This window comes from Aureimonas psammosilenae, assembly GCF_009176975.1.
In the GTDB taxonomy this organism is placed as follows: domain Bacteria; phylum Pseudomonadota; class Alphaproteobacteria; order Rhizobiales; family Rhizobiaceae; genus Plantimonas; species Plantimonas psammosilenae.
The window spans coordinates 49,346-68,895 of sequence record NZ_WEZG01000004.1; the positions used below are offsets into that span (position 1 = coordinate 49,346).

Consider the following 19,550-nt stretch of genomic DNA (forward strand, 5'->3'; position numbering starts at 1 on the left):
AATCCGGGAAGGCGGAGCCTTTCCAGTTTGCGCCTCGATGCGCTAGAAGCTGTTATCATGCGCGCCACCGTCCGACACATCTCGCATCTTCGGCAGATCCCATGATCCTGGAGCCGATCGGCGTCGCGATCATGATCGTGGGCCTTCTCACCTTCGTCTACGGCATCGGGTTCGGCCTTGCGATCCTCATGAGCCTCCTTGCGGTCGGCTCGGCGGCGGCCCTCAACCTGACGGCGCTCGGCAATTCGAGCATTCAACCGAGCCATTTTCTTCTTCTCTTCATCGCGGGCGCGGCGGTTCTGAAGCCGCGCATCCTCCAGGCCGCCCTCGTCAATCTGCGATATCCCGGCCCCGGATTCTGGTTTGCGAGCTTCGTTCTCTACAGCATCATCACCGGCTTCTTCATGCCGAGGATCTTTGTCGGCGAAACCATGGTCTATTCGGCCGCGCGCAACGCTGCGGGCAGGACGTCGATCATCACGGTCCCGCTGCAACCTTCCACGGCGAACATCACCCAGACGGTTTATCTTCTCGGCAGCCTCGGCTGCTTTGCCGTGGTTTCGGCCTATGCCTCGCTCGGTCGCCTCCATTTCCTGGCGAAGGCGCTCTGCACGGCCGGTCTTGTCTGCCTGCTTCTTGCGGCCGTCGACATGGTGACCTTCTGGACGGGCACCGGCTATCTGATGGATTTCCTGCGGAACGCGAACTACGCCATCATGTCGGAAGCCGAAATCGGCGGCATCAAGCGGATCGTCGGCGCATTTCCTGAAGCGAGTTCCTACGGCTCCTGCGCCATCTCCCTTTTCGCTTTCGTCCTCATCATGAAGATCGAGCGGTTCGAGTTTCCCCTTCTGGGCGTCATCACCGGCGGGCTCGCCCTGACCGTCCTTCTCTGCACGGCCACCACCGCCTATGTGGCGAGCATCGTGCCGATCTTCTGCACTTTCGCCTTCTGCGTCACGTGCATCGTGAAGCGCAGGGCGACATCCAGGCACATTTCCTTCCTGGTTTTCGGCTTCCTGATCGCGCCACTCATTCTGCTCGGATCGATGCTCATCCCGGCCGTATGGGAAACGATGACCACCATCGTCGACCAGACCCTGACCAACAAGCTGGCGACGGATTCGGGCGTGGAGCGCATGGCCTGGAACCGGGCCGCGATCGTGTCCTTCTTCGACACCTACAGTTTCGGGGCCGGGCTCGGAAGCGTTCGGGGATCGAGCTTCGTCACCGCTCTCCTGTCCAATGTGGGGATCGTGGGCACGCTGTTGTTCGGCTGCTTCATGGCGAGCCTCCTGCGTTCGGTCCTTTCCGGCGGCGGAACGCGGATCGAGCGCTCGATCGGTCTGGCAGCCCTTTTCGCCGCCCTCACTCAGGCCTCGGCCTCCGTTGTTTCCGGCACCGTGGTCGATCTCGGCCTGCTTTTCAGCACCACGGCGGGCCTTGCCGCAGGTTACGCCGCCATGGGTCGCAGCGCGCACGCCGAGGACGACATCGCCTCGACGCGGGTCCAGCGCGTGCCGATGCCCATGTCGCCGTCGCTTACGGCTCCTTGAAGGCATCCGCGTCCTCACTGGGACAAAGACCGCTTTTCGCGAAACAAGGGCGATGCGCGACCTGGAACAGGGATGGAAAGGCGGCGCAGCGGCTGACGGCCTAATACATCGCCGCACGCGGAAATTCATGACCTCACCAATTAAATCGACAACCGGTTGAAAAGAAAACGCTATTCCAGCTTTAACAATGACGGTTCTCCGCCCATGACGAACCGACATCAAAGTTCAACAACCGTTTAGCGCACCATCCTCTATCATTTTACCTTGTTGATCGAAGATAATGCGCCTTGTTCTCGCGGCTGAAAGGCAGCTTATCCTTATCGCGTTGCGGGAACCCAATGGATCGAACCGGGTGCCCAGCAACCTCCGCCGTACGAGGACACTGCCGAGAACCGGACCAAAAAGTTGCTAACCTAAGATCAGTTTACCGGACATGGGCTGCGATCATTAACTCGTGATCGTACATCTTGTGTGGAAAGTGCCATAGATAATATAGCGGCTTGATGCATATAGCGCTCTGACAAGGTATATCGGCGCCGTTCAAGCCAAGTTTAGGAATGTCGGAATTACGTATACCACTTCAAGACGGCGTCCGACTTCGAGGGCGCGTAGCAAGTATTATTCAATTGCCGTCGATTAATGATTTCCTCTGAATGTCGGGAGGATATCCGAGAAGTGGACTTTACGAAATTACGCTATGTCATGTAAATCGACCTGACTTGGGTCGACGGAGGTATAATTGAAGATCGCGATCGTTCACTACTGGCTGGTTTCGATGCGCGGCGGCGAAAAGGTCCTGGAGGAGCTTTGCCGGCTTTATCCCACCGCCGATATCTTCACGCTCGTCCTGGATCGCGATTCGCTGTCGCCGTTCCTGGCCACGCGCAACATCACGACCTCCTTTCTTCAGCGCATTCCGGGCATCCGCAAGCATTACCAGAAGGTGCTGCCCTTGATGCCCTTCGCGCTGGAGCATCTCGACCTCAGCGCCTACGACCTGATCATTTCCAGCGAATCCGGCCCGGCCAAGGGCGTCATCACGCGGCCGGACGCGGTGCATGTTTGTTATTGCCATTCGCCCATGCGCTACGTCTGGGACCACTACCACGTCTACCGGCGCGACCTGCCGCGCACCGCGCGGATGATGCTGGCGCTTTTCGCGCCGCCCTTGCGCGCCTGGGACGCTTCGACCGCGGCCCGCGTCGATGCCTTTATCGCCAATTCGCACCATGTCGCGCGGCGCATCAAGCGCTACTACAACCGCGACGCCGTGGTGATCCCGCCGCCGGTTTCGGTGGACGACTTCGCCATCCAGGAAGGGCCGAAGGACTTCTATCTCTGCGCCGGGCAGCTCGTCACCTACAAGCGCATCGATCTGGCGGTGAGGGCCTTCACGCAGACCGGGCGCAACCTCGTGATCATCGGCGAAGGGCCGCAATACGACCGGCTGCGCCAGATCGCCGGCCCGACGATCAAATTTCTCGGCCGCCAGCCCTTCGATTCCATGCGCGAGCACATGGCGCGCTGCCGTGCCCTGATCTTCCCCGGCGAGGAGGATTTCGGCATCGTTCCCCTGGAAGTCATGGCGAGCGGCCGTCCCGTGATCGCCTTCGACGCCGGCGGCGCGAAGGAAACGGTTCCGCTTTGGGGCGGCTTCCGCTTTCCCGAGCAGACGGTGGAAAGCCTGCTCGCAGCGGTGGAGCGCTACGAAGCGGTGGAGGCCGATATCGACTCGGCCGCGCTGCGCCGCCATGCGCAGGGTTTCGCGCCCGACATCTTCCGCGCCCGGATCGCCGAGTTCGTGGATGGCTGCATCACGAATGCCGGCGCGCGGGAACAGCCGACGGTTCTGGAGGGCGAAGTCGTTCCCTTCCGTCCGCGCCTTGCCAGCGACGACGTGCTCGTTTCGCTTCCCGTGAAGCACCGCGCGTCGGAAGGCATGAGTTCCTGACGGCGCGAGAAAGCCGCGCCGCCAAGTCTCATTGCTCGTTGAAGGCGCGCGACATGGAGTCGGCGATCGGCTTCGTGATGTAGTTGAAGAAGGTGCGCTCCGCCGTCTGGATCAGGATTTCGGCGGGCATGCCGGGCGTCGGCACGAAGCCCGGCACGCGGGCGATCTCGGCGGCCGGTAGCTTGACGCGCGCCACATAGACTTCCCGGTTCTCGAAGCCGCTCGGTACCTGCACCGCATCGGCGGACACGTAGAACACCTCGCCTTCCAGGATCGGCGTCGTGCGCTGGTTCAAGGCAGTCAGGCGAACGGACGCCTTTTCCGAGACCTTCACGAGATCGATGTCGGTGCGGGGGATCTGCGTTTCGATGATGAGCGGCACGTCGGACGGCAGGATCTCCATGATCGGCCGCCCGCTCTCGATCACGCCGCCGGCCGAATGGTAGTGCAGGCGCACCACCGTGCCGGACACCGGCGCCTGGACCGTGGTGCGGTCGAGAACGTTGCGCGCTTCCACCGATTGCTCGCGCACCCCGTCGAGGTCGCCTTCGGCCCGCTGCAACTCGTCCAGCGCGGCCTGTCCATAGGCCTGGCGGGCCTGGACGATCTGCTGGTCGAGCTTGGCGATCTGCGCTTGCGTTTCCCCGACCTCGCCGGCCAGTCGGCCGATCTGCCCTTCCGCATCGGCCATGGCGCGCTGGATCGCGGCGATCTCGGTGCGGCGCAGGAGCCCGGCGCGGAAGAGCTTGTTCTTGCCCTCGAACTCCTCGGCCAGAAGCGCGAGCTGCCGACGCAGGGACGTCGCCTGATCCTCGTAGCCTTTGATGCGGAAATCGAGCGAGGCGATGTTCTGCTTCAAAAGGCCGACCTCGCCGTTCAGCTTGACGCGGGTCGCCGCCAGGATCGCTTCCTGGCTTTCCTTGATCGCGACGACATCCGGGTCGGGGAGGTGGTCGACGATGTCCGCCGGAAAGGCGATGGGCGCGTCCCCCGCGATATCGGTGCGCAGCCGCGCCACCACCGCTTCCAGCCGCGCCTTGCGGAGGTAAAGTTGGCGCTCGTTGGCGAGCGCCGCCGTTTCGTCGAGGCGCACGAGCGCCTGCCCCATGCCGACGCGGTCGCCCTCGTTGACGAGAAGCTCCTTGATGATGCCACCGCCGAAATGCTGGACGATCTTGTTCTGGCCGGTGGCCACAAAACTGCCCTGCGCGATGATCGCGGCGGCGAGCGGGGCGGTGAAGGCCCAGACGCTGAACGTGCCGAAGGTCAGGATCATCAGGGCGATGCCCGCGACGGCTTGCTTGCGGATGGAGCGCGGCACCTCCGCATACCATTCGATGTCGTGGAAGCTCAAAGGTCCGGAAACCGCGCGCGTCATTGGATCTGCCCCAGGGGACCGCCGCCATCGAGAACGGTGCCGCGGGCGGCCAGCGCCTTCAACACGTCCTGGCGCATGCCGAACAAGGCCACAGTGCCGTTGGCGACCACGAGGATCTTGTCCACCACCTGAAGAAGCGCCGGGCGCTGCGTGATGGTCACCACGGTGATGCGCTGGCGCCGGGCATGTTCCAGCGCGCGGGCGAGCGCGGCGTCGCCGGCCGAATCCAGATTGGAGTTCGGCTCGTCCAGAACCACGAGCTTCGGATTGCCGAAAAAGGCGCGCGCGAGCGCGATGCGCTGCTTCTGTCCGCCCGACAAGGGCGTGCCGTCGGCGGCGACAAACGTCTCGTAGCCTTGCGCGAGCGAAGAGATCATCTCGTGGACATCGGCGAGCTGCGCGGCGGCGAAGACGTCGGCGTCGCTCGCGTCCTCCTGCATCCGGGCGATATTGGCCTTCACGCTGGCCGGAAAAAGCTGCACGTCCTGCGGCAGATAGCCGATGCTTTCGCCGAACTGCCGCTGGTCCCAGTTGCGAAGATCCATGAGGTCGAGACGCACATTGCCGGAAGTCGGCAGGATCGAGCCGACCAGCATCTTGCCGAGCGTCGTCTTGCCCGCCCCCGAATTGCCGATGATGGCGAGCGAGTCGCCGGGCGACAGCGAGAAGCTGATGCCGTTGAGAACGACGCGCTTGGTGCCCTGGGGCACGAACAGAAGGCGCTCCACGTCGAGACGGCCTTCCGGGCTCGGCAGGGTCAGACGCTCGAAGTTGAGCGGCGAGCCCTGGAGGAGCGTGGCGATGCGGCCATAGGCGGCGCGGGTCTGAACGAACTGATGCCAGCCCTCGATCGCGCCCTCGATGGGCGCGAGCGCCCGGCCGGCGATCACGGATGCGGCGATCACCATGCCTCCCGTCAACTCGCCATGCAGCGACAGGAAAGCGCCCCAGCCGAGCATCGTCACCTGCGTCAGCATCCGCGCGGCGCGCGAAAAGGCGGCGCAGGTGATGTTGCGGTCCTGCGCCACGACCTGCGCCTTCAGGGAAGCGGCGGTGTCGCGGCCCCAGATGCGAACAGCCTCCGGGATCATAGCGAGCGCGTTGATGATCTGCGCGTTGCGCGACATGGAGTCGAGATGAACGTTGGCTTTGGCCTGATGAAGATTGGCTTCGCCGAAGGAGGGGGCGGTGAGCTTCTGGTTCACCAGCGTGACGGCCAGAAGCACCAGCGAGGAGGCGATCACGATCATCCCCAGATGCGGATGAACGAGAAAGGTCGCGAGCACAAAGAAGGGCGCCATCGGCGCGTCGAGAAAGGACAGAAGCACCGGGGACACGAGAAACGAGCGAAGCTGTGCGAGATCGCCGAGGATCTGGTATTCGCGCCCGTTGCCGTGAAGCGAGGCACGGGCGGCGGCGCTCAGGACCGGGCCGCCGAGCTGGGCGGCGACTTCGACGGCCGTGCGCATCAGGATGAAGCGGCGGATCGCGTCGAAGGCTGCCTGAAGGATCACCGCGCCGACGATCACCGTCGTCAGCATCACGAGCGTATCCACCGAGCGGCTGGTGAGAACGCGGTCGGAAATCTGGAAGAGATAAACGGGGATCGCGAGCACGAGGACGTTGGCCGCGAAGGTGAAGACGAAGACCACCGCGAGGTTGCGGTAGACGGCGTCCTTGGCGCGCTTCAGGAGCGCGTTGAAATCCACCGGCCCGACGCGCTTGTGGAACTGGTTCGCCCCGTTCCCGCTCGCGCGTGCCAGGATCGGGCCGCGATCGGCCTCGATCGTCACCATGCCGGCCGGCCGCGCGCCCGTATTGGCGGGCACTCGCTCGGGGGCAAGCACCGCCGGCTCGCCACGATCGTTGTCGGGCTGAAGTGCAGCGCTTGCCGGTGCCGGCTCGTTGTGCGCCCGATCACCCAACGGTTCCCCCCGCGCGGCCCCGCCTGCCGCCCGCATGCCTTCGTCCATGTCTTCTCATCCCCTCGAAAATCATGCGGCCAGCGTGTGCATCGGATCGGCCTGCAGGCTGTTCAGCGGTAGGCCCCCGCCGCTTCCGGCATGGACCGCGTCGAGCCCGTGGGCGGCGGTGGCGGAGGACGACAGCATGTCGTCCGTCAGGAACACGACGGCCTCGCTGACCAGCGCGTCGGCGCCGGGGAGCTTGAGATCCGGCGCGGCGGACACGAGATCGGCCTGGATCAGGATCTCGTCGGAATAGGCGCCGCCCCCGACGAGCGTCTTGCCCAGCGCATCGACATCCACGATCGATGCGACGTTCAACAGCGTGTTGTGGCCGGTGGAGATCGTCCAGTCGGCCCCGGCATCGGCATGGGTCCGGCTCATGGCGAGCGCCACCGTGTCCGCGTCGCCGAGGATATTGGTCTGGCGCACGAACTGGAGATCGATCATGTCGCCGGAAATGTAGAGGGTGCGAAGAACGCCCGTTCCGGCAAATCCCGCATCGTGCAGGAGATCGGCGGGTGGCCGCCCACCCCCTCCCGCCAGCGTGTCGGCGGCCTGCCGGAACGGCTCGCTCAAGGCCCCGAAGCGGTCCGGCGCGCCGACATCCACGATGCGCGCCTCGTTCCACAGGAGGTTGCCGTGGCTCGCCACCGTGCTCGCGCCCGACGCGCCGAAGCCGCCCACCGCACCGACGAGATCGTCGTCCAGAAGAACGTTCATCTGGCGCACGATGTTGATGTCGTAGACGCTGCCCCCGACCACGATCAGATCGTAGAACGAGCCGAGTTCGGACAACGAAACGAAGTTGGTCGCCGTGTTCCCGCCGGTCACGATGCCGAGCCGCGTGCCGGCGGCGGCGAGCGTCGCGACATCCCCGTCCGACATGAAGTTGATCTGTTCCAGCCAGTTCATGACCAGAAGGTCGCCCTTGATCTCCGTCACCGCCCAGAAGGACGGGAAAGGCTTGGCCGAGGCCGCCGCCGCGCCGTGGTCGTGGTTGGCGGCGGGATCGATGCGCAGAAACGTGGCGATGTTGAAGGCCGCCGTCGCAGCGTCGTCGGCCGCGTGACCGATCGAGGATGTCAGGAAGTCGTGGTCGCTATAGGCGTTGATCTGAACGATGGCGTTCAACTCGACATGGTCGCCCATCACCGCCGTCACGCGTCCCGCGATCCAGTTGTTGGTGAGTTCCACGACATTCACGAGGCGGTTGTCGCCGGCTTCCAGGTCGATCGTCGACTGACGAAGAAAGCCGCCTTGTCCGTCCGCATGGGCACCCGACGCGTGAAAAAGGCCGTTCCCCTTCGCCTCCTCGGCTCCGGACGCGGTGTTCTCGTCCGGCCGCAGCAGCTTGAAGTCCGGAAGTTCAGCGCCCAGAACGCCGTTGACATATGTCCCCGCGAGATGATCGCCGCTCGCGCGAAAGACGCTCGCCTCGCCGCCATCGAAGAGTGCGGTCGCCTCGGGGTGGAGAAGCAGGGCGCGCGCATCCGCCACGAACTCGCCGATCGCACCCACTGAGCCCGGAACGTCCGCGCCGGGAAGAAGATCGGCGAACAGGGGATCGAGCCCGAAGGCGGCGTCGAGGAGCGGCGCGAGATCGCGCCCGCCCAGCATGGCGACGTCGAGGAAGAGACCGTGGTCGCCGAGGCTGATCGTGTCCATGTCGGACATGGTGGAATGCTGTTCGACGATCGCGACCACCGATCCCGGCGGAGCGATCTTGAAGGCATGGGCGGCGGCCGATGCGCGGCTCGCGCCCGCCCCCTCGTCCAGGCCCGCCTGGGGAGTGGTGCTCGCGAAATAGAATGTCAGGGGCACGAAATGGGAAGGAACGGCGACGCTCGGAACCGGGCCCGAATGCACGCGCTCCATCTCGGGCGCCGGGGCCTCGTGCTCCACGGACGGGTCGAAATCCTGGAAATCGAAGGGCGCCTTGATGACCACCGGCGCGGCCTCGAGGGGAGCGTCCTTGATGCCCTTTTCCGGTCGCACATAGAAAGCCTGATAGTCGTGACGGCTGCGCGCTTCCTCGCTCGCCAGGGCGAAGGCCCCGATGAAATGAGCGATCTCCTCGCTGATCTTGTCCATCACGGTCTCCCCCTCCAAGGAGGCCGGCTTTATCGCCGGCGGGTGGACCCGCGCGGGGGAACTTCCCCGCGCGGGCCCTTTTTCAGCGCTCTCGAAGGATCAGTTCGAGTTGTGGTCGCTGCCGTCCTGGCCCGAAACGGTCGAGTAGTGGTCGCCGCCGACCACAGTCATGTCGACCGTGTTGCCCTGGAGGTTGGCACCCATCACGAAGGACTGGTTGAAGGCGTTGACGTCGATCACCGCGTCGGCCGAGGCGTGGCTGTAGCCGGTGACATAGCCGTCGTCGCCGTTGTTGGAGCCCCAGGAGCCGCCGTCGCCGCCGGCCCCGCCGTAGCCGGACGCCGCCATCGCGTCGCCGACCGTGCCGCCGACACCGCCATAGCCGATCCCGCCGGTCGCCGCGCCCCCGGCGCCGCCTTCGGCCCAGGCGCCTGTCATCGCCGTCGCCGTGGAAGCCCCGCCGGTCGCCGCGCCGCTCGTCGCGTCGCCGCCATCGGCCATGCCGGAGGTTCCGGCGCCGGCCGTGGAAGCGCCGCCAAGTCCACCTTCGCCGCCGGTGGCCGAACCGCCGCCCGTGCCGCCGGCCGAGCCGTTGCCCGTGCCCGATCCGTCGCCGCTGTCGCCGGCCGCGCCCGAAGCGCCGCCGCTGCCGCCCGCGCCCGAAGTGCCGGACCCGCCGCCGGTGCCGCCCGTGCCGCCGGCGCCCGTGCCGCCGACGCCGCCGCCGTCGCCCGCCGCGCCGCTATTGTCGGTTCCATTGCCGCCGGCATTGGTGGCGGAGGAGTAGTTGTCGCCGAGCGACGACATCACGGGGCTCATATCGAAGCCGTCGCTCGAAGCGTCGCCCGAGGTCGAGGACACGTCGATCGGTCCGCCGTCGCCGCCCGTTCCGCCGGCGCCGCTGTCACCGCCAACCCCGCCGTCGCCGGCATCGCCGGTCGAGCCCGTGGAGCCGCCGCTGCCGGCCGAGCCGGTGTCGCCGCCGTCACCGCCGAGCCCTGCGCCAAGGCCGACGCCGAGACCGAGGCCAAGGCCGAGGCCCGCCGCCGTGCCGCCGGCACCGCCCGCGCCGCCCGTGGAGCCGCCGCCGGTGCCCGAGCCGGTGGATGCCGCGCCGCCCGTGACGGTGCCCGTCCCCGCCCCGCCGCCGTTGCCGGACGCGCTGGACGGACCCGCCGTCGACGAACCGCCATAGCCCGAGCCGCCATTGGCATAGCCGCCGGTGCCGCCTTCCCCGCCGCCGGCATAACCGCCGATGGCCCCGGCCGCTCCACCGCTCGCGCCCGAACCGCCGCCGGTGATGCCGTCGCCCGAAGTCGCCTCGCCGCCGTCGGCATTGCCGCTCTGGGTCAGCGTTCCGTCGAGGGAAATGGACGACGCCGTGTCGTTGTCCGACATATGGGCGTTCTGGCTGATCACGGCGGCGTTGTTGGAGCCGTCGCCGTTCAGGGCGTTGTTCAGGATGTCGTTGAAATCGACGCTGAACAATCCGTCGACGCTGGCATTGTCGATGTCGATGCCGTCGTCGTCGGTGGGCTGGTAGTCGTCGAGGTTCAGCCCGACATCCACCGTCACGTTGGTCGTGCTGGTGACGTCGGTAACGCTGGAAACGTCGGTGCTGCTGGCGTTTTCGTTGGTGTTGCTGGAAGCGTTCTCGTTGGTGTTGGCGTTCGAATTCTCGCCGATGCTGGAGCTTGTCGACGAGGCATCGCCGCTGGAGCTGGAATCGGAGGCCGAAGTCGAATCCGCGCCGCTATCGGAGGTCGAGCCCGAGTCGGAGGTGGAACCGGAGTCGGAATCGCTGAGGGCGCCCGAACCCGCCAGCGCTCCCGAGCCGGCAAGAGAGCCCGCGCCGCTGAGCGCGCCGCTGCCGGCCAGGGCTCCCGCCCCGGCGCCCGCTCCCGACATGCTGTCGGAACTCGTGTCCGAGGTGCTGTCGTTGGAGTTGCTGTTGGTGTTCGACTGCGTCTGGTCCTGATCCTGGGTCTGATCCTGGCTCTGGTCACCCAGCGGCAGGCCGCCGAATTGAGAGCTCTGATTTCTGTTGGCTGACATTGCCGTATCCCTCCCGGATACCGCGAATGCGGACCGCCTTCATCTTGGATGCGGCCATGGCGAAACGCGGAGGTTGATATTGATCTTCCTGCGATTTCCTCGAGAAGCGGACGGCCGGGCAAAACCCCCGATCCACGGATCGGAACAGCGTCGTATTTTCGGCAAATCCGCTTTCTTCGAAGAATACTCAAGCACACCGACATGATGCGTCATGTCGTTACGAACTCTACTTCGATATCTTTTTGGGCACGTCTTCCCGGCAACTTTGAGCCGAGAATGTAAGGATTTGTAAACCCAGAGTGAGCGAACGCCAGTCGTTACTTCGATCTAGATCGTTCCACCGGCTCGACGTTCCGCGCTCGCGATCCATGGCCGATGTTTGCTTCTATCGGAGGCAGTTGCATCCCGACCGAGCAGGCCACATGCGTCGCGTCTGAAATTTCTGACTTAAGGGAAAGATACCTCGCCAATGGAAATATCGTAGACAGCCGCTGATCTCGCCTTTAGCTTAAAAATTGCGATCTAGTCCGGGCAGAAAAGGGAAGTAAATTCCTTCGCAGGACCTCGCGATTTGCATTGCATGGAAGAATTTTGCACCGCAGCAACAAACCGCCCTTCGAGCGGCTACGATCGAATGATTTGCGCCATGAAAGCAGTCGAGCATCTTCCCGAGCCTCCTCGTCCTCGAGTCCCGCCCCAGGCAGGCGGGCGGCGACGAACCCTTCTCGTGGTCAGCGGTGACGAGGACTGTTTGTCGCGCAGCCTGCTCCACGCCATGGAACTCGAATTTCCGTGGATCGAGATTGCCATCGCGGACACGCCGGACGCCGCCTGCCGGGCTTTCGACCTGCCGCTGGCCCTGGTTCTGGTGGACGTTTCCTTGTTCGAGCCCTTGCGCGACCACGCTCCCGAGATCGCCCGTCGCCATCCGGGCGCGCTTCTGGCGCTGTTCCAGCCGAGCGATCAGCGGGCCCTGGCGCTCGCCGAACTTCTCGCCTGCCCGGAAATCCGCAGCTTCCTGCCGATGAACCTCAAGCTCGACGTCTGGCTGGCGGCGGTGCGGCTGATCCTGCTCGGCGGCGATTATCTGCCCTTGAACCTCCTGCGCAGCGACGCGCTGCGCGTCAAGGCATCGTCCCTGCCGGCGATCAGCCCTTGGGCGGGTGGGCACGAGCCGGCGAGCCGGTCGCACATGCAGACCGGCCTTCGCGATCTCACCGTGCGCGAGCACGAAATCCTCGCCCTCGTGGCGCGCGGCCTTCAGAACAAGGTGATCGCCTCCGCGCTCGTGCTTTCCGAGCATACGGTGAAGATCCACCTCCACAACATCATCCGCAAGCTCTGCGTCCACAACCGCACGGAAGCGGCGCGCCTTTACATGGAGCGGGTCGCGCCCTTTCCCCCGCCAGCCGCACAGGTCGCGCCGCCGCGTCTCGACGCGCGCCGATGAATGCGCCCCTCAACCCGCGCTTGTCGCGGTTCCAGGAAGTCCTGCTTCTCGTCGGGCAGCTCAACTACGCCTGGACCAACACCGAGAGCCTCCTGATCCACCTCATCGCCGGTCTGGCGAAGGTGCAGAAGGAGGTCGCCATCGTGATCTTCCTCACCCTCAACACGGGCAAGGCGCGGATCGAACTGGTTGAACGCCTTGCCAAGGTGAAGGGCACCGATCCCCGTTGCCGGCAGGAGGTTCTGGCCGCGATGCGCCAGATGTCGCGTCAGGCGCGGCTGCGCAACAAGTACAGCCATTGCATCTATGCCTTCGACGAGACCGGCTCGCGCGCCACCACGCAACTCATGCGCATCGCCGACGGCGAAACGGAAATCCGCTACGGCAAGACGGAAGAACTCGGGCCAGACGAGATGCGGGCGATCCTGAACGCCATCGCCGAAATCCGCGCCGTGAACGAGGCGATCTGGGCGATCGTCCGCCGTTACGACTTTCCGCGCTGACCTGAACGTCCCTCCCCTTGCCGTCCGGATGACCGAGTTCGGGCCGCGATAAGAGCGCCACGACCGTATTCTCAGGCTGAAATCTTAAGAGGTCTCGCTTACAAAGCCTTGGACATGCCGCTGGGTAAAGACGATGGGGCAAGTGTGTCGAAGGATCGACGCGGTTGCCCTTCGTCCTTCGAGCCTCGGTCGTTCCAGAGAATGACAGCCGCCGAAGGGCGAGGGGAAAAGGGATGCTGAAGCGCATCGGCCGCGACGAGGTGCGGCTCGGCATGTTCATCGAGCGGCTCGAAGGAAACTGGCTCGACCATCCCTTCTGGCGCAAGCGCTTCATTCTGACCGAAGCCGCCGATCTCGCCAAGCTGCGCGCCAGCGACGTGACCGGCGTCGTGATCGATGAGAGCCTCGGCGCGCCCTTGACGCCGCGCCCGGCCGGCGACCTCGCACGGGCGGCCCCGGTGCGGCGAGCGCGGCCCCTCCCGGCCGCAGAACCCGGCGAAGTGACCCTCGCGCGCAAGGCGCTGCGCCAATGCGGCAAGGCCGTTCGCGACATCTTCGAGGACATCCGCATGGGGCGTCCGATGAAGCGCGACCAGGCCGAGAACGTGGCGGGCGAGATCACGCGCCTTCTGGATCGCAGCCCTGCCGCCCTTCATTCGCTGACGCGCCTGCGCTCCCTCGACAACTACACCTATCTTCATTCCATCGCGGTGGGCGCGCTGATGATCCAGTTCGCCCGCCATCTGGAACTGCCGGAAGAGGAAGTGCAGGTTCTCGGCATCGCCAGCCTTCTCCATGATATCGGCAAGGTCGCCGTTCCATCCAGCGTTCTCATGAAGCCGAGCGGACTGACGCCGCGCGAACTCGATCTTCTCCGCCAGCATCCCGCCAAGGGCCACGAGATGCTGGAAGCGCAGGGCGAGACGTCCGCCGTCGTCATCGATATCTGCCGCCATCATCACGAGCGGATGGACGGCACCGGCTATCCCGACGGGCTCGGCGCGGAAGAGCTCAGCCTCCATGCGCGCATGGCGGCCATCTGCGACGTCTACGACGCGGTGACCTCAGTGCGCCCCTACAAGACGGCCTGGACGCCGCTTCACAGCCTAGCGCAGATGGCGAACTGGAAGGGGCATTTCGACGGGGAGCTTCTGGAGCGCTTCGCCGTGTCGATCGGCTATGGCGGCCAGATCGAAACGGCGCTGAAGGCCAACCAGGACCGCGCCCGGACCCGCTTTGCCGAAAACGGCTATTCCGACCCTTCCGCTTGAGAGGCTCCGTTCACCCGCCGTTGCGAAGCGCCACGAAATAATCGTCGCCGCCGACCTGACCGCCCTTCATCGCGATCTCGACGCCGTCGAAGGCGGGATCGTCGCTGTGGACGCGCGTCACCGGCGAGCCCGGCGTTTGCGGGAAGGGCAGGCGCAGCGTCAGCGCGAAAGCGCCGAGTTCCGCCAGGGCGTGGCTCGACGTGTCGCCGCCGGCGATCACCGCGCGGGTCATGCCGGTTTCCCGCACGAGCCGCGCCTGAAGACGCCCGAGCCCGATGCCGATGCGATGGCGCGCGCCCTCGAAACGGTCGATGGATGCGCCGAGATCGGTGTCCGGCCCCAAGGCCGTCGCCAGGATCGTGCTGCGCCCCGCGTTCAGCTCGGCCAGCGCTTTGGCGAAAAGCGCCTCCACCGCCACCTCATTGCCGTCTATGAGCGCGCGCGGATCGGCATGAACGAGGGTGAAGCCCTGGGTTTCGGCAAACCGGATCTGCTTTTCGGTGGTCGGCGAACAGCTTCCCGATACGACGGACAAGCGCTCCACCGGCTTCAAGGCGGCAAAGACCGGCGGCGCTTCCGGCGGCTCGGCGAGGGCATATTCGACGCCCGACGAGCCGACGACGAAGCGATGCCCCCTTTCAGCGAGGCGTTTCAGGTGCCGCCCGGCGGCGCGTTGCGTTGCCTCGTCCGCGACATCGATCAGGATCGCGCCGGGATCGTCATTCAAAAGCGCATCGAGGCGCTCGTCGGCATCGGGCGCGATCGTGGCGGCGAGATCGAGAAGCGCCACGGCCAGCGAAGTCTGTTCGCGAAGATGCAGGCGCAGGTCCGCTTCGCGCATCGGCGTCACGGGATGGCGGCTCATCACCGGATGGCGGTCGATGCGGAAGGTTTCTCCGCGAAACGCCGCAAAAAGGTTACCGAAGGCGGTGTAGCGTATCAGTTGCGGCGCTCCGACCACGAGCGGCACCGCCACCTCGCCGAAGACGCGCCGGCCGATCTCGGTCGCGCGCCCGATCGAGCCGACATGGGGGGCGGAATCGAAGGTCGAGCAGACCTTGTAATGGGTGAGAAAGGCTCCGCGCGCCGCCAGCCATTCAAAGGCGGGAACGAGATGCTCCTCCATCCAGTCCGGCGTCTGGCTGCGGCTCGTGCCGGCGATGCCGAAGGCCCGCATCCCGGCAAAGCGCGCGAACTGACCCTCGCTCGGCACGCCCGTGAAGAGCACCGTATCCACCCCGCGCAGGGACAAAGCCTCCATCACGTCGGTGGAGCCAGTGAGATCGTCGCCGTAGAAGGCGAGAAGCGGTTGCGTCGCCATGATCGTCACGCGCCCTTGCCGTTCGCGAAGAACTCGATCGAGCGGGCAAGCTCGCGATGGTCCTTGGCAAAGGTGGCGAGATCGACGCCCGCCACCGCCGCGTCCCAAGCCTGACGCACGGCCCTGACGCCCGAGGCGGGCCCGTCCGGATGGCTGACGACGCCGCCCCCGCACAAATAAAGAAGATCGGTCGAGCCGCCGGTCGCGGCGTAGGTATCGGGCGCCTGCCCGCCCCATTGACCGGAGCCGACGACGGGCAAGGGCCGGTCGGAGGGCGAGAAGATCGGCTTTTGCAACGCATGGAAGGAGCGCACGAAACTTTCGTCCGGCTCCCAATACTTCACGCGGATGCCGTTGATCTGGAACTGGTCGATCCCCGACAAGCGCCAGAAGATTTCCCAGGCGGCAAATTCCATGCCGACGGCGGCGTTGCGAGTGAGGATGTCCCAGCCGTTGCGATGGGCGTGGAGAACGAGGCGCGACCGCTTGCGCAGGAAGGTCAGGCTCCCAAGGCCGATCGAGGCGATGTTGATGACGGCCGCATTGCCGCCAGCCTCCGCCACGATGTCGTGGTTGCGCAGCATCGTGTCGGGATCGGCGGCGGAGATGCCGAAGGCGTACATCACCTTCTTGCCGGTCTTCTGCTCGTGGTCGAGGATCACGGGCATGATCGCCTTCACGCGATCCTCCAGGCTCGAATAAGCCGGGCTCATCAGCTTCTCGTCGTCCTTGATGAAGTCGACACCGGCTTCCAGGAGTTCGCGCACCATCGCCGCCATTTCCGGCGGGCGAAGGCCGAGCGCGGGTTTCACGATGGTGCCGATCAGCGGCCGCCCGTGGACGCCGGTCAAACGGCGCGAGCCTTCGATGCCGAATTGCGGACCGGGATAGGCGCCGGCGAAGCTTTCCGGCAGGCGGATGGCGGTGACACGCACGCCCGACAATTCGCGGATCGAATAAACGCCGCCGATGGCGATGGTCATCAGCGCCGAGAGATCGGTGCCGACGGCTTCCACCGGAAAGGCAATGTCGACATCGGCGCGGTTGAAGCGCGTTCCCGTTTCCAGACCGGCGTGCGATCGGCCCCAGCCGGGCTCGGTCGCGGGTTCGAGCGGGCGGATGGCGAGGACGCGCGCGGCGACACGCGCCTTCAGTTCCGGCGTTTCGCCGGGAAGCGCGACGAAGGTGCCGGTGGACTGATCGCTCGCGATCTTGGCCGCGACCTTTTCGGGATCGCCGGGCGTTTCGACACGATAGGTAAGGATGATGCTATCCTGCACGGCTTTTCGACCTTATTTCAGCGACCTGCCACGACACCCGTCGCATCGACGTCCGGTTCTGGTATGATGAGTATACGAGACATTCGCCCTTTTCGAGAGGCTGCGGCCATGGCGCTCCCATCCGAACCCATCCAGCGCCGCAAGCTCTCGACCGAGGTGCTCGACCGGCTGAAGGTCATGATCACCTCCGGCAGCCTGAAGCCCGGCGATCAGATGCCCTCCGAGCGCGAATTGATGGAGCGCTTCGGCGTCGGGCGCCCGGCGATCCGCGAGGCGATGCAGGCCTTGTCGAATATGGGGCTTCTCGCCATCCAGCATGGCGAGCGCGCGCGTGTCACCGCGCCGACGCCGCGCGCCCTGATGGGGCAGGTGGACGACGCCGCGCAGATCATGCTGCAAACCTCGCCGCAAAGCCTCGGCCATCTGAAGGAAGCGCGCATCTTCTTCGAGCGCGGCATCGTGCGTCAGGCGGCCGAGCGGGCAAGTGCCAAGGATATCGCCGACCTGTCGCGCCTCATCGACACGCAGCGCGCCGCGCTCGGCCAAGCCGAGACCTTCATCGCCGCCGACATGCGCTTCCATGCCCGCATCGCCGCGATCCCCGGCAACCCGATCTTCGAGGCCGTGTGCGAGGCGATGCTCGGCTGGTTGAAGGAATATCACACCGACATGCTGATCTGGACCGGCAAGGAGCGCTTCACCCTGGCCGAGCACGAGCACATCCTGCGGGCGCTTTCCGAAAACGACCCCGCCGCCGCCGAGGCCGCGATGATCGTCCATCTGGAGCGGTCCAGCGCGCTCTACGTCCATCAGTCGGCCGAGGAGGTGGAAGCCTCGAAAAGCGCGACGGCGTAGGGGCCGAGCGCGAGCCGGCCGCTTGACGGCACGCTCGAAGGCGTCGGGCCACCATTCGCGTCGAGAAGCGTCGCGGTCCATCCGCCGCGCGAGTCCGGCAGGCGGACCTCCTGGGTTTCGGGCGTCAGGTTGGCGAGCCAAAGCAGAAGGCTTCCGTCCTCCGCCCGCACCGCGATGCCGTCGACCCGCCCGCGCGCCGCGGAGCGCAAGGACAGAAGCGGCAGGCCGGACAGGGCGGCAAGGCCCGCCGCGACATGGAAGGCGGGAAGCGGCGCACCCTCCGGCGACAGGAGCCCGCGCGGGCCAGCGAGCGAGCCGCCGGTCCATCGCGCCAGCCGCGCGCCGGGAAGACGGGCGGCATAGCCCACCAGCCAGGCGGCGGCGAAAAGGCCGGCCTGCCGGGGATCTTGCGCCGCCATGGCGATGCGCTTGTTCTCGGGGTTGGGGATGGTGCGCGACCCGTAGGGGTTCTGGCGCATCCCGATCGTGGTCGGCCCCAGATGATAGGGCTTGTTCTCCCCGATGATTTTGCGCGCCGAGCGCCAGATGAAGGGCACGGCTTCAAGCGTTTGCATCACCGACAGATCGTCCGCCGCATGGACGATCGGGCAGGTCGCGTGGGACACGAGGTCGAGCATATCGACCGGCGGGCGCTTGCGGTTGAGCTCGGTGAAATAGCTGAACATCCCCCCGCCGAGGGTGACGCCCGGAAAGGCGCGGCGCGCGGCTTCGTAGACCTCCTCCAAGGGCGGACAGGGCGGCCACTCGCTCCCCGGCGGCGTCGACTGGCGATCCACGGACGGGCCGACCGTCACCGCATCGATGCGAAGCCCGCTCGCCTGCACGAGTCGGGCGGCGTCGAGGAGTTCGGCTCCCGGCTCACTTTCGCATGGCACGACGCATTCGAGCATGGCGTGGGTTTCGGGCACCAAAGCCTGCACGCTCGCCATGGCTTGGAGTTCCGCCAAGCCATGGCCGGCGACGGGGTCGAAGTGGAACAGGAGATGGCGGGGACCGAGAGCCTCCAGCCGATCGGGCGCGTTCAGGATCGCGGCCACGTCTTCCGGCGAAACCAGGACGCCGAAGGGCGGAAATGTCTCGCCGAGCGCCGGACCGACATCCACGTGCACCGGCCCATCGTCCGGGGACTGCGCGGGGCGCGTCGGAAAAACGGATTCGATCTCGAGAGTCACGCTTTGCCGCGTGGTTTCACCGGCCGGCAGAAGATAGGGCCAGGGCATCGCCAACGGGCGCACATAGGTCTTGAAGGAGGCGTCCGACCAGGCGCGCTGGTCTTCCATCTCGAAGATGTCGCCTTCCATGCGGCAGGTGACGAAGAGGCCCGGCGCGGCCTCGTGGCGGATGGCGGCAATGTCCTTGAAGGGCTGCCAGGGTTCGATCAGGTCCGGAAAGGTGGCGGTCTCGACCCCGCCGTCGCCATGCGCTACGGCAACCGGTTGCCCGGCGACGCCCTCGATCGGGTGGAGGATGCAGAAGCCGCAGCGATTGGTCTCAAAATCGCGCGAGGGCGTCGCCTCGACGGTGAAGGACAACACGCCCGACGCCTCTCCCCGGAGCGTCGCGGTCAGAAACAGCCGCGCCCCGTCCGGCGCGGTGCAGGCGGTTCTCCACGACACCGCGAAGCCGCTCGCGTCCTCCAGAACCTCCGGGTCGGAAACGCCGAGTTCGTGGGTGCCCCAGTCACGGTCGCGCACGACATAGGCGAGCGCCCGGATGACCTCGTGTCCGGCAAAACGGATCGTTCGAAGGTTGCCGTCCACGAGATCGGCTTCCAGTGCTCCCGCCCTCAATCGCCGCGCTCGGGCCGGCGGCTCGTCGGTGCCGTAAAGGGCGAGAGGGTCGCTCATCTTT

13 protein-coding genes are annotated in these 19,550 nt (G+C 65.9%); 6 read left to right on the forward strand and 7 right to left on the reverse strand.

Annotation, left to right across the window (positions count from 1 at the left end):
- Window positions 1–101: 101 nt before the first annotated feature.
- Window positions 102–1,556 (forward strand): hypothetical protein, encoded by a 1,455-nt coding sequence (locus F9929_RS09015; protein ID WP_152046239.1) that lies wholly within the window; start codon window positions 102–104, stop codon window positions 1,554–1,556.
- Between the two features lie 775 nt (window positions 1,557–2,331).
- On the forward strand, window positions 2,332–3,507 hold the full coding sequence (locus F9929_RS09020; protein ID WP_152046524.1) for a glycosyltransferase: 1,176 nt from the start codon (window positions 2,332–2,334) through the stop codon (window positions 3,505–3,507).
- Window positions 3,508–3,535: 28 nt separating this feature from the next.
- On the opposite strand, the gene F9929_RS09025 is transcribed toward F9929_RS09020, so the two are convergent.
- The 4 genes from F9929_RS09025 to F9929_RS24670 form a co-directional block, all read right to left on the reverse strand.
- On the reverse strand, window positions 3,536–4,885 hold the full coding sequence (locus F9929_RS09025; protein ID WP_152046240.1) for an HlyD family type I secretion periplasmic adaptor subunit: 1,350 nt from the start codon (window positions 4,883–4,885) through the stop codon (window positions 3,536–3,538).
- Window positions 4,882–6,858: a type I secretion system permease/ATPase gene (locus F9929_RS09030; protein ID WP_235919154.1), complete on the reverse strand. Its 1,977-nt coding sequence runs from the start codon at window positions 6,856–6,858 to the stop codon at window positions 4,882–4,884. Before F9929_RS09030 ends, F9929_RS09025 begins: the two co-directional genes overlap by 4 nt.
- Before the next feature lie 21 nt (window positions 6,859–6,879).
- Complete coding sequence (locus F9929_RS09035) at window positions 6,880–8,943, reverse strand: type I secretion protein (protein ID WP_152046241.1); 2,064 nt, start codon at window positions 8,941–8,943, stop codon at window positions 6,880–6,882.
- 99 nt (window positions 8,944–9,042) lie between these two features.
- Window positions 9,043–10,998 carry a hypothetical protein gene (locus F9929_RS24670; RefSeq protein ID WP_152046242.1) on the reverse strand — a complete coding sequence of 652 codons (1,956 nt, stop codon included), beginning with the start codon at window positions 10,996–10,998 and terminating at the stop codon, window positions 9,043–9,045.
- A 751-nt stretch (window positions 10,999–11,749) separates the two neighbouring features.
- Here F9929_RS24670 and F9929_RS09045 point away from each other — a divergent pair.
- From F9929_RS09045 to F9929_RS09055, 3 genes are all read left to right on the forward strand, one after another.
- On the forward strand, window positions 11,750–12,448 hold the full coding sequence (locus F9929_RS09045; protein WP_193227675.1) for a helix-turn-helix transcriptional regulator: 699 nt from the start codon (window positions 11,750–11,752) through the stop codon (window positions 12,446–12,448).
- Window positions 12,445–12,951: a hypothetical protein gene (locus tag F9929_RS09050; RefSeq protein WP_152046244.1), complete on the forward strand. Its 507-nt coding sequence runs from the start codon at window positions 12,445–12,447 to the stop codon at window positions 12,949–12,951. Before F9929_RS09045 ends, F9929_RS09050 begins: the two co-directional genes overlap by 4 nt.
- A 233-nt stretch (window positions 12,952–13,184) precedes the next feature.
- Window positions 13,185–14,222 carry an HD-GYP domain-containing protein gene (locus F9929_RS09055; protein WP_152046245.1) on the forward strand — a complete coding sequence of 346 codons (1,038 nt, stop codon included), beginning with the start codon at window positions 13,185–13,187 and terminating at the stop codon, window positions 14,220–14,222.
- 10 nt (window positions 14,223–14,232) lie between these two features.
- Here the strand turns inward: F9929_RS09055 and F9929_RS09060 are convergent, their stop codons facing one another.
- Both F9929_RS09060 and oiaX read right to left on the reverse strand, forming a co-directional pair.
- Window positions 14,233–15,543 carry a four-carbon acid sugar kinase family protein gene (locus tag F9929_RS09060; protein ID WP_152046246.1) on the reverse strand — a complete coding sequence of 437 codons (1,311 nt, stop codon included), beginning with the start codon at window positions 15,541–15,543 and terminating at the stop codon, window positions 14,233–14,235.
- Window positions 15,544–15,548: 5 nt separating this feature from the next.
- Window positions 15,549–16,823, reverse strand: a complete 1,275-nt coding sequence (gene oiaX / locus F9929_RS09065) for a 3-oxo-isoapionate-4-phosphate decarboxylase OiaX (RefSeq protein ID WP_152046247.1) — start codon at window positions 16,821–16,823, stop codon at window positions 15,549–15,551.
- A gap of 108 nt (window positions 16,824–16,931) precedes the next feature.
- On the opposite strand from oiaX, the gene F9929_RS09070 reads away from it, so the two are divergent.
- On the forward strand, window positions 16,932–17,678 hold the full coding sequence (locus F9929_RS09070; RefSeq protein WP_152046248.1) for a transcriptional regulator NanR: 747 nt from the start codon (window positions 16,932–16,934) through the stop codon (window positions 17,676–17,678).
- Here the strand turns inward: F9929_RS09070 and apnL are convergent.
- Entirely contained in the window at window positions 17,633–19,546 is a 1,914-nt protein-coding gene (gene apnL, locus F9929_RS09075; RefSeq protein WP_152046249.1) for a D-apionate lactonase, read from the reverse strand. The two genes, F9929_RS09070 and apnL, sit on opposite strands and share 46 nt — an antisense overlap.
- Window positions 19,547–19,550 lie beyond the last annotated feature (4 nt).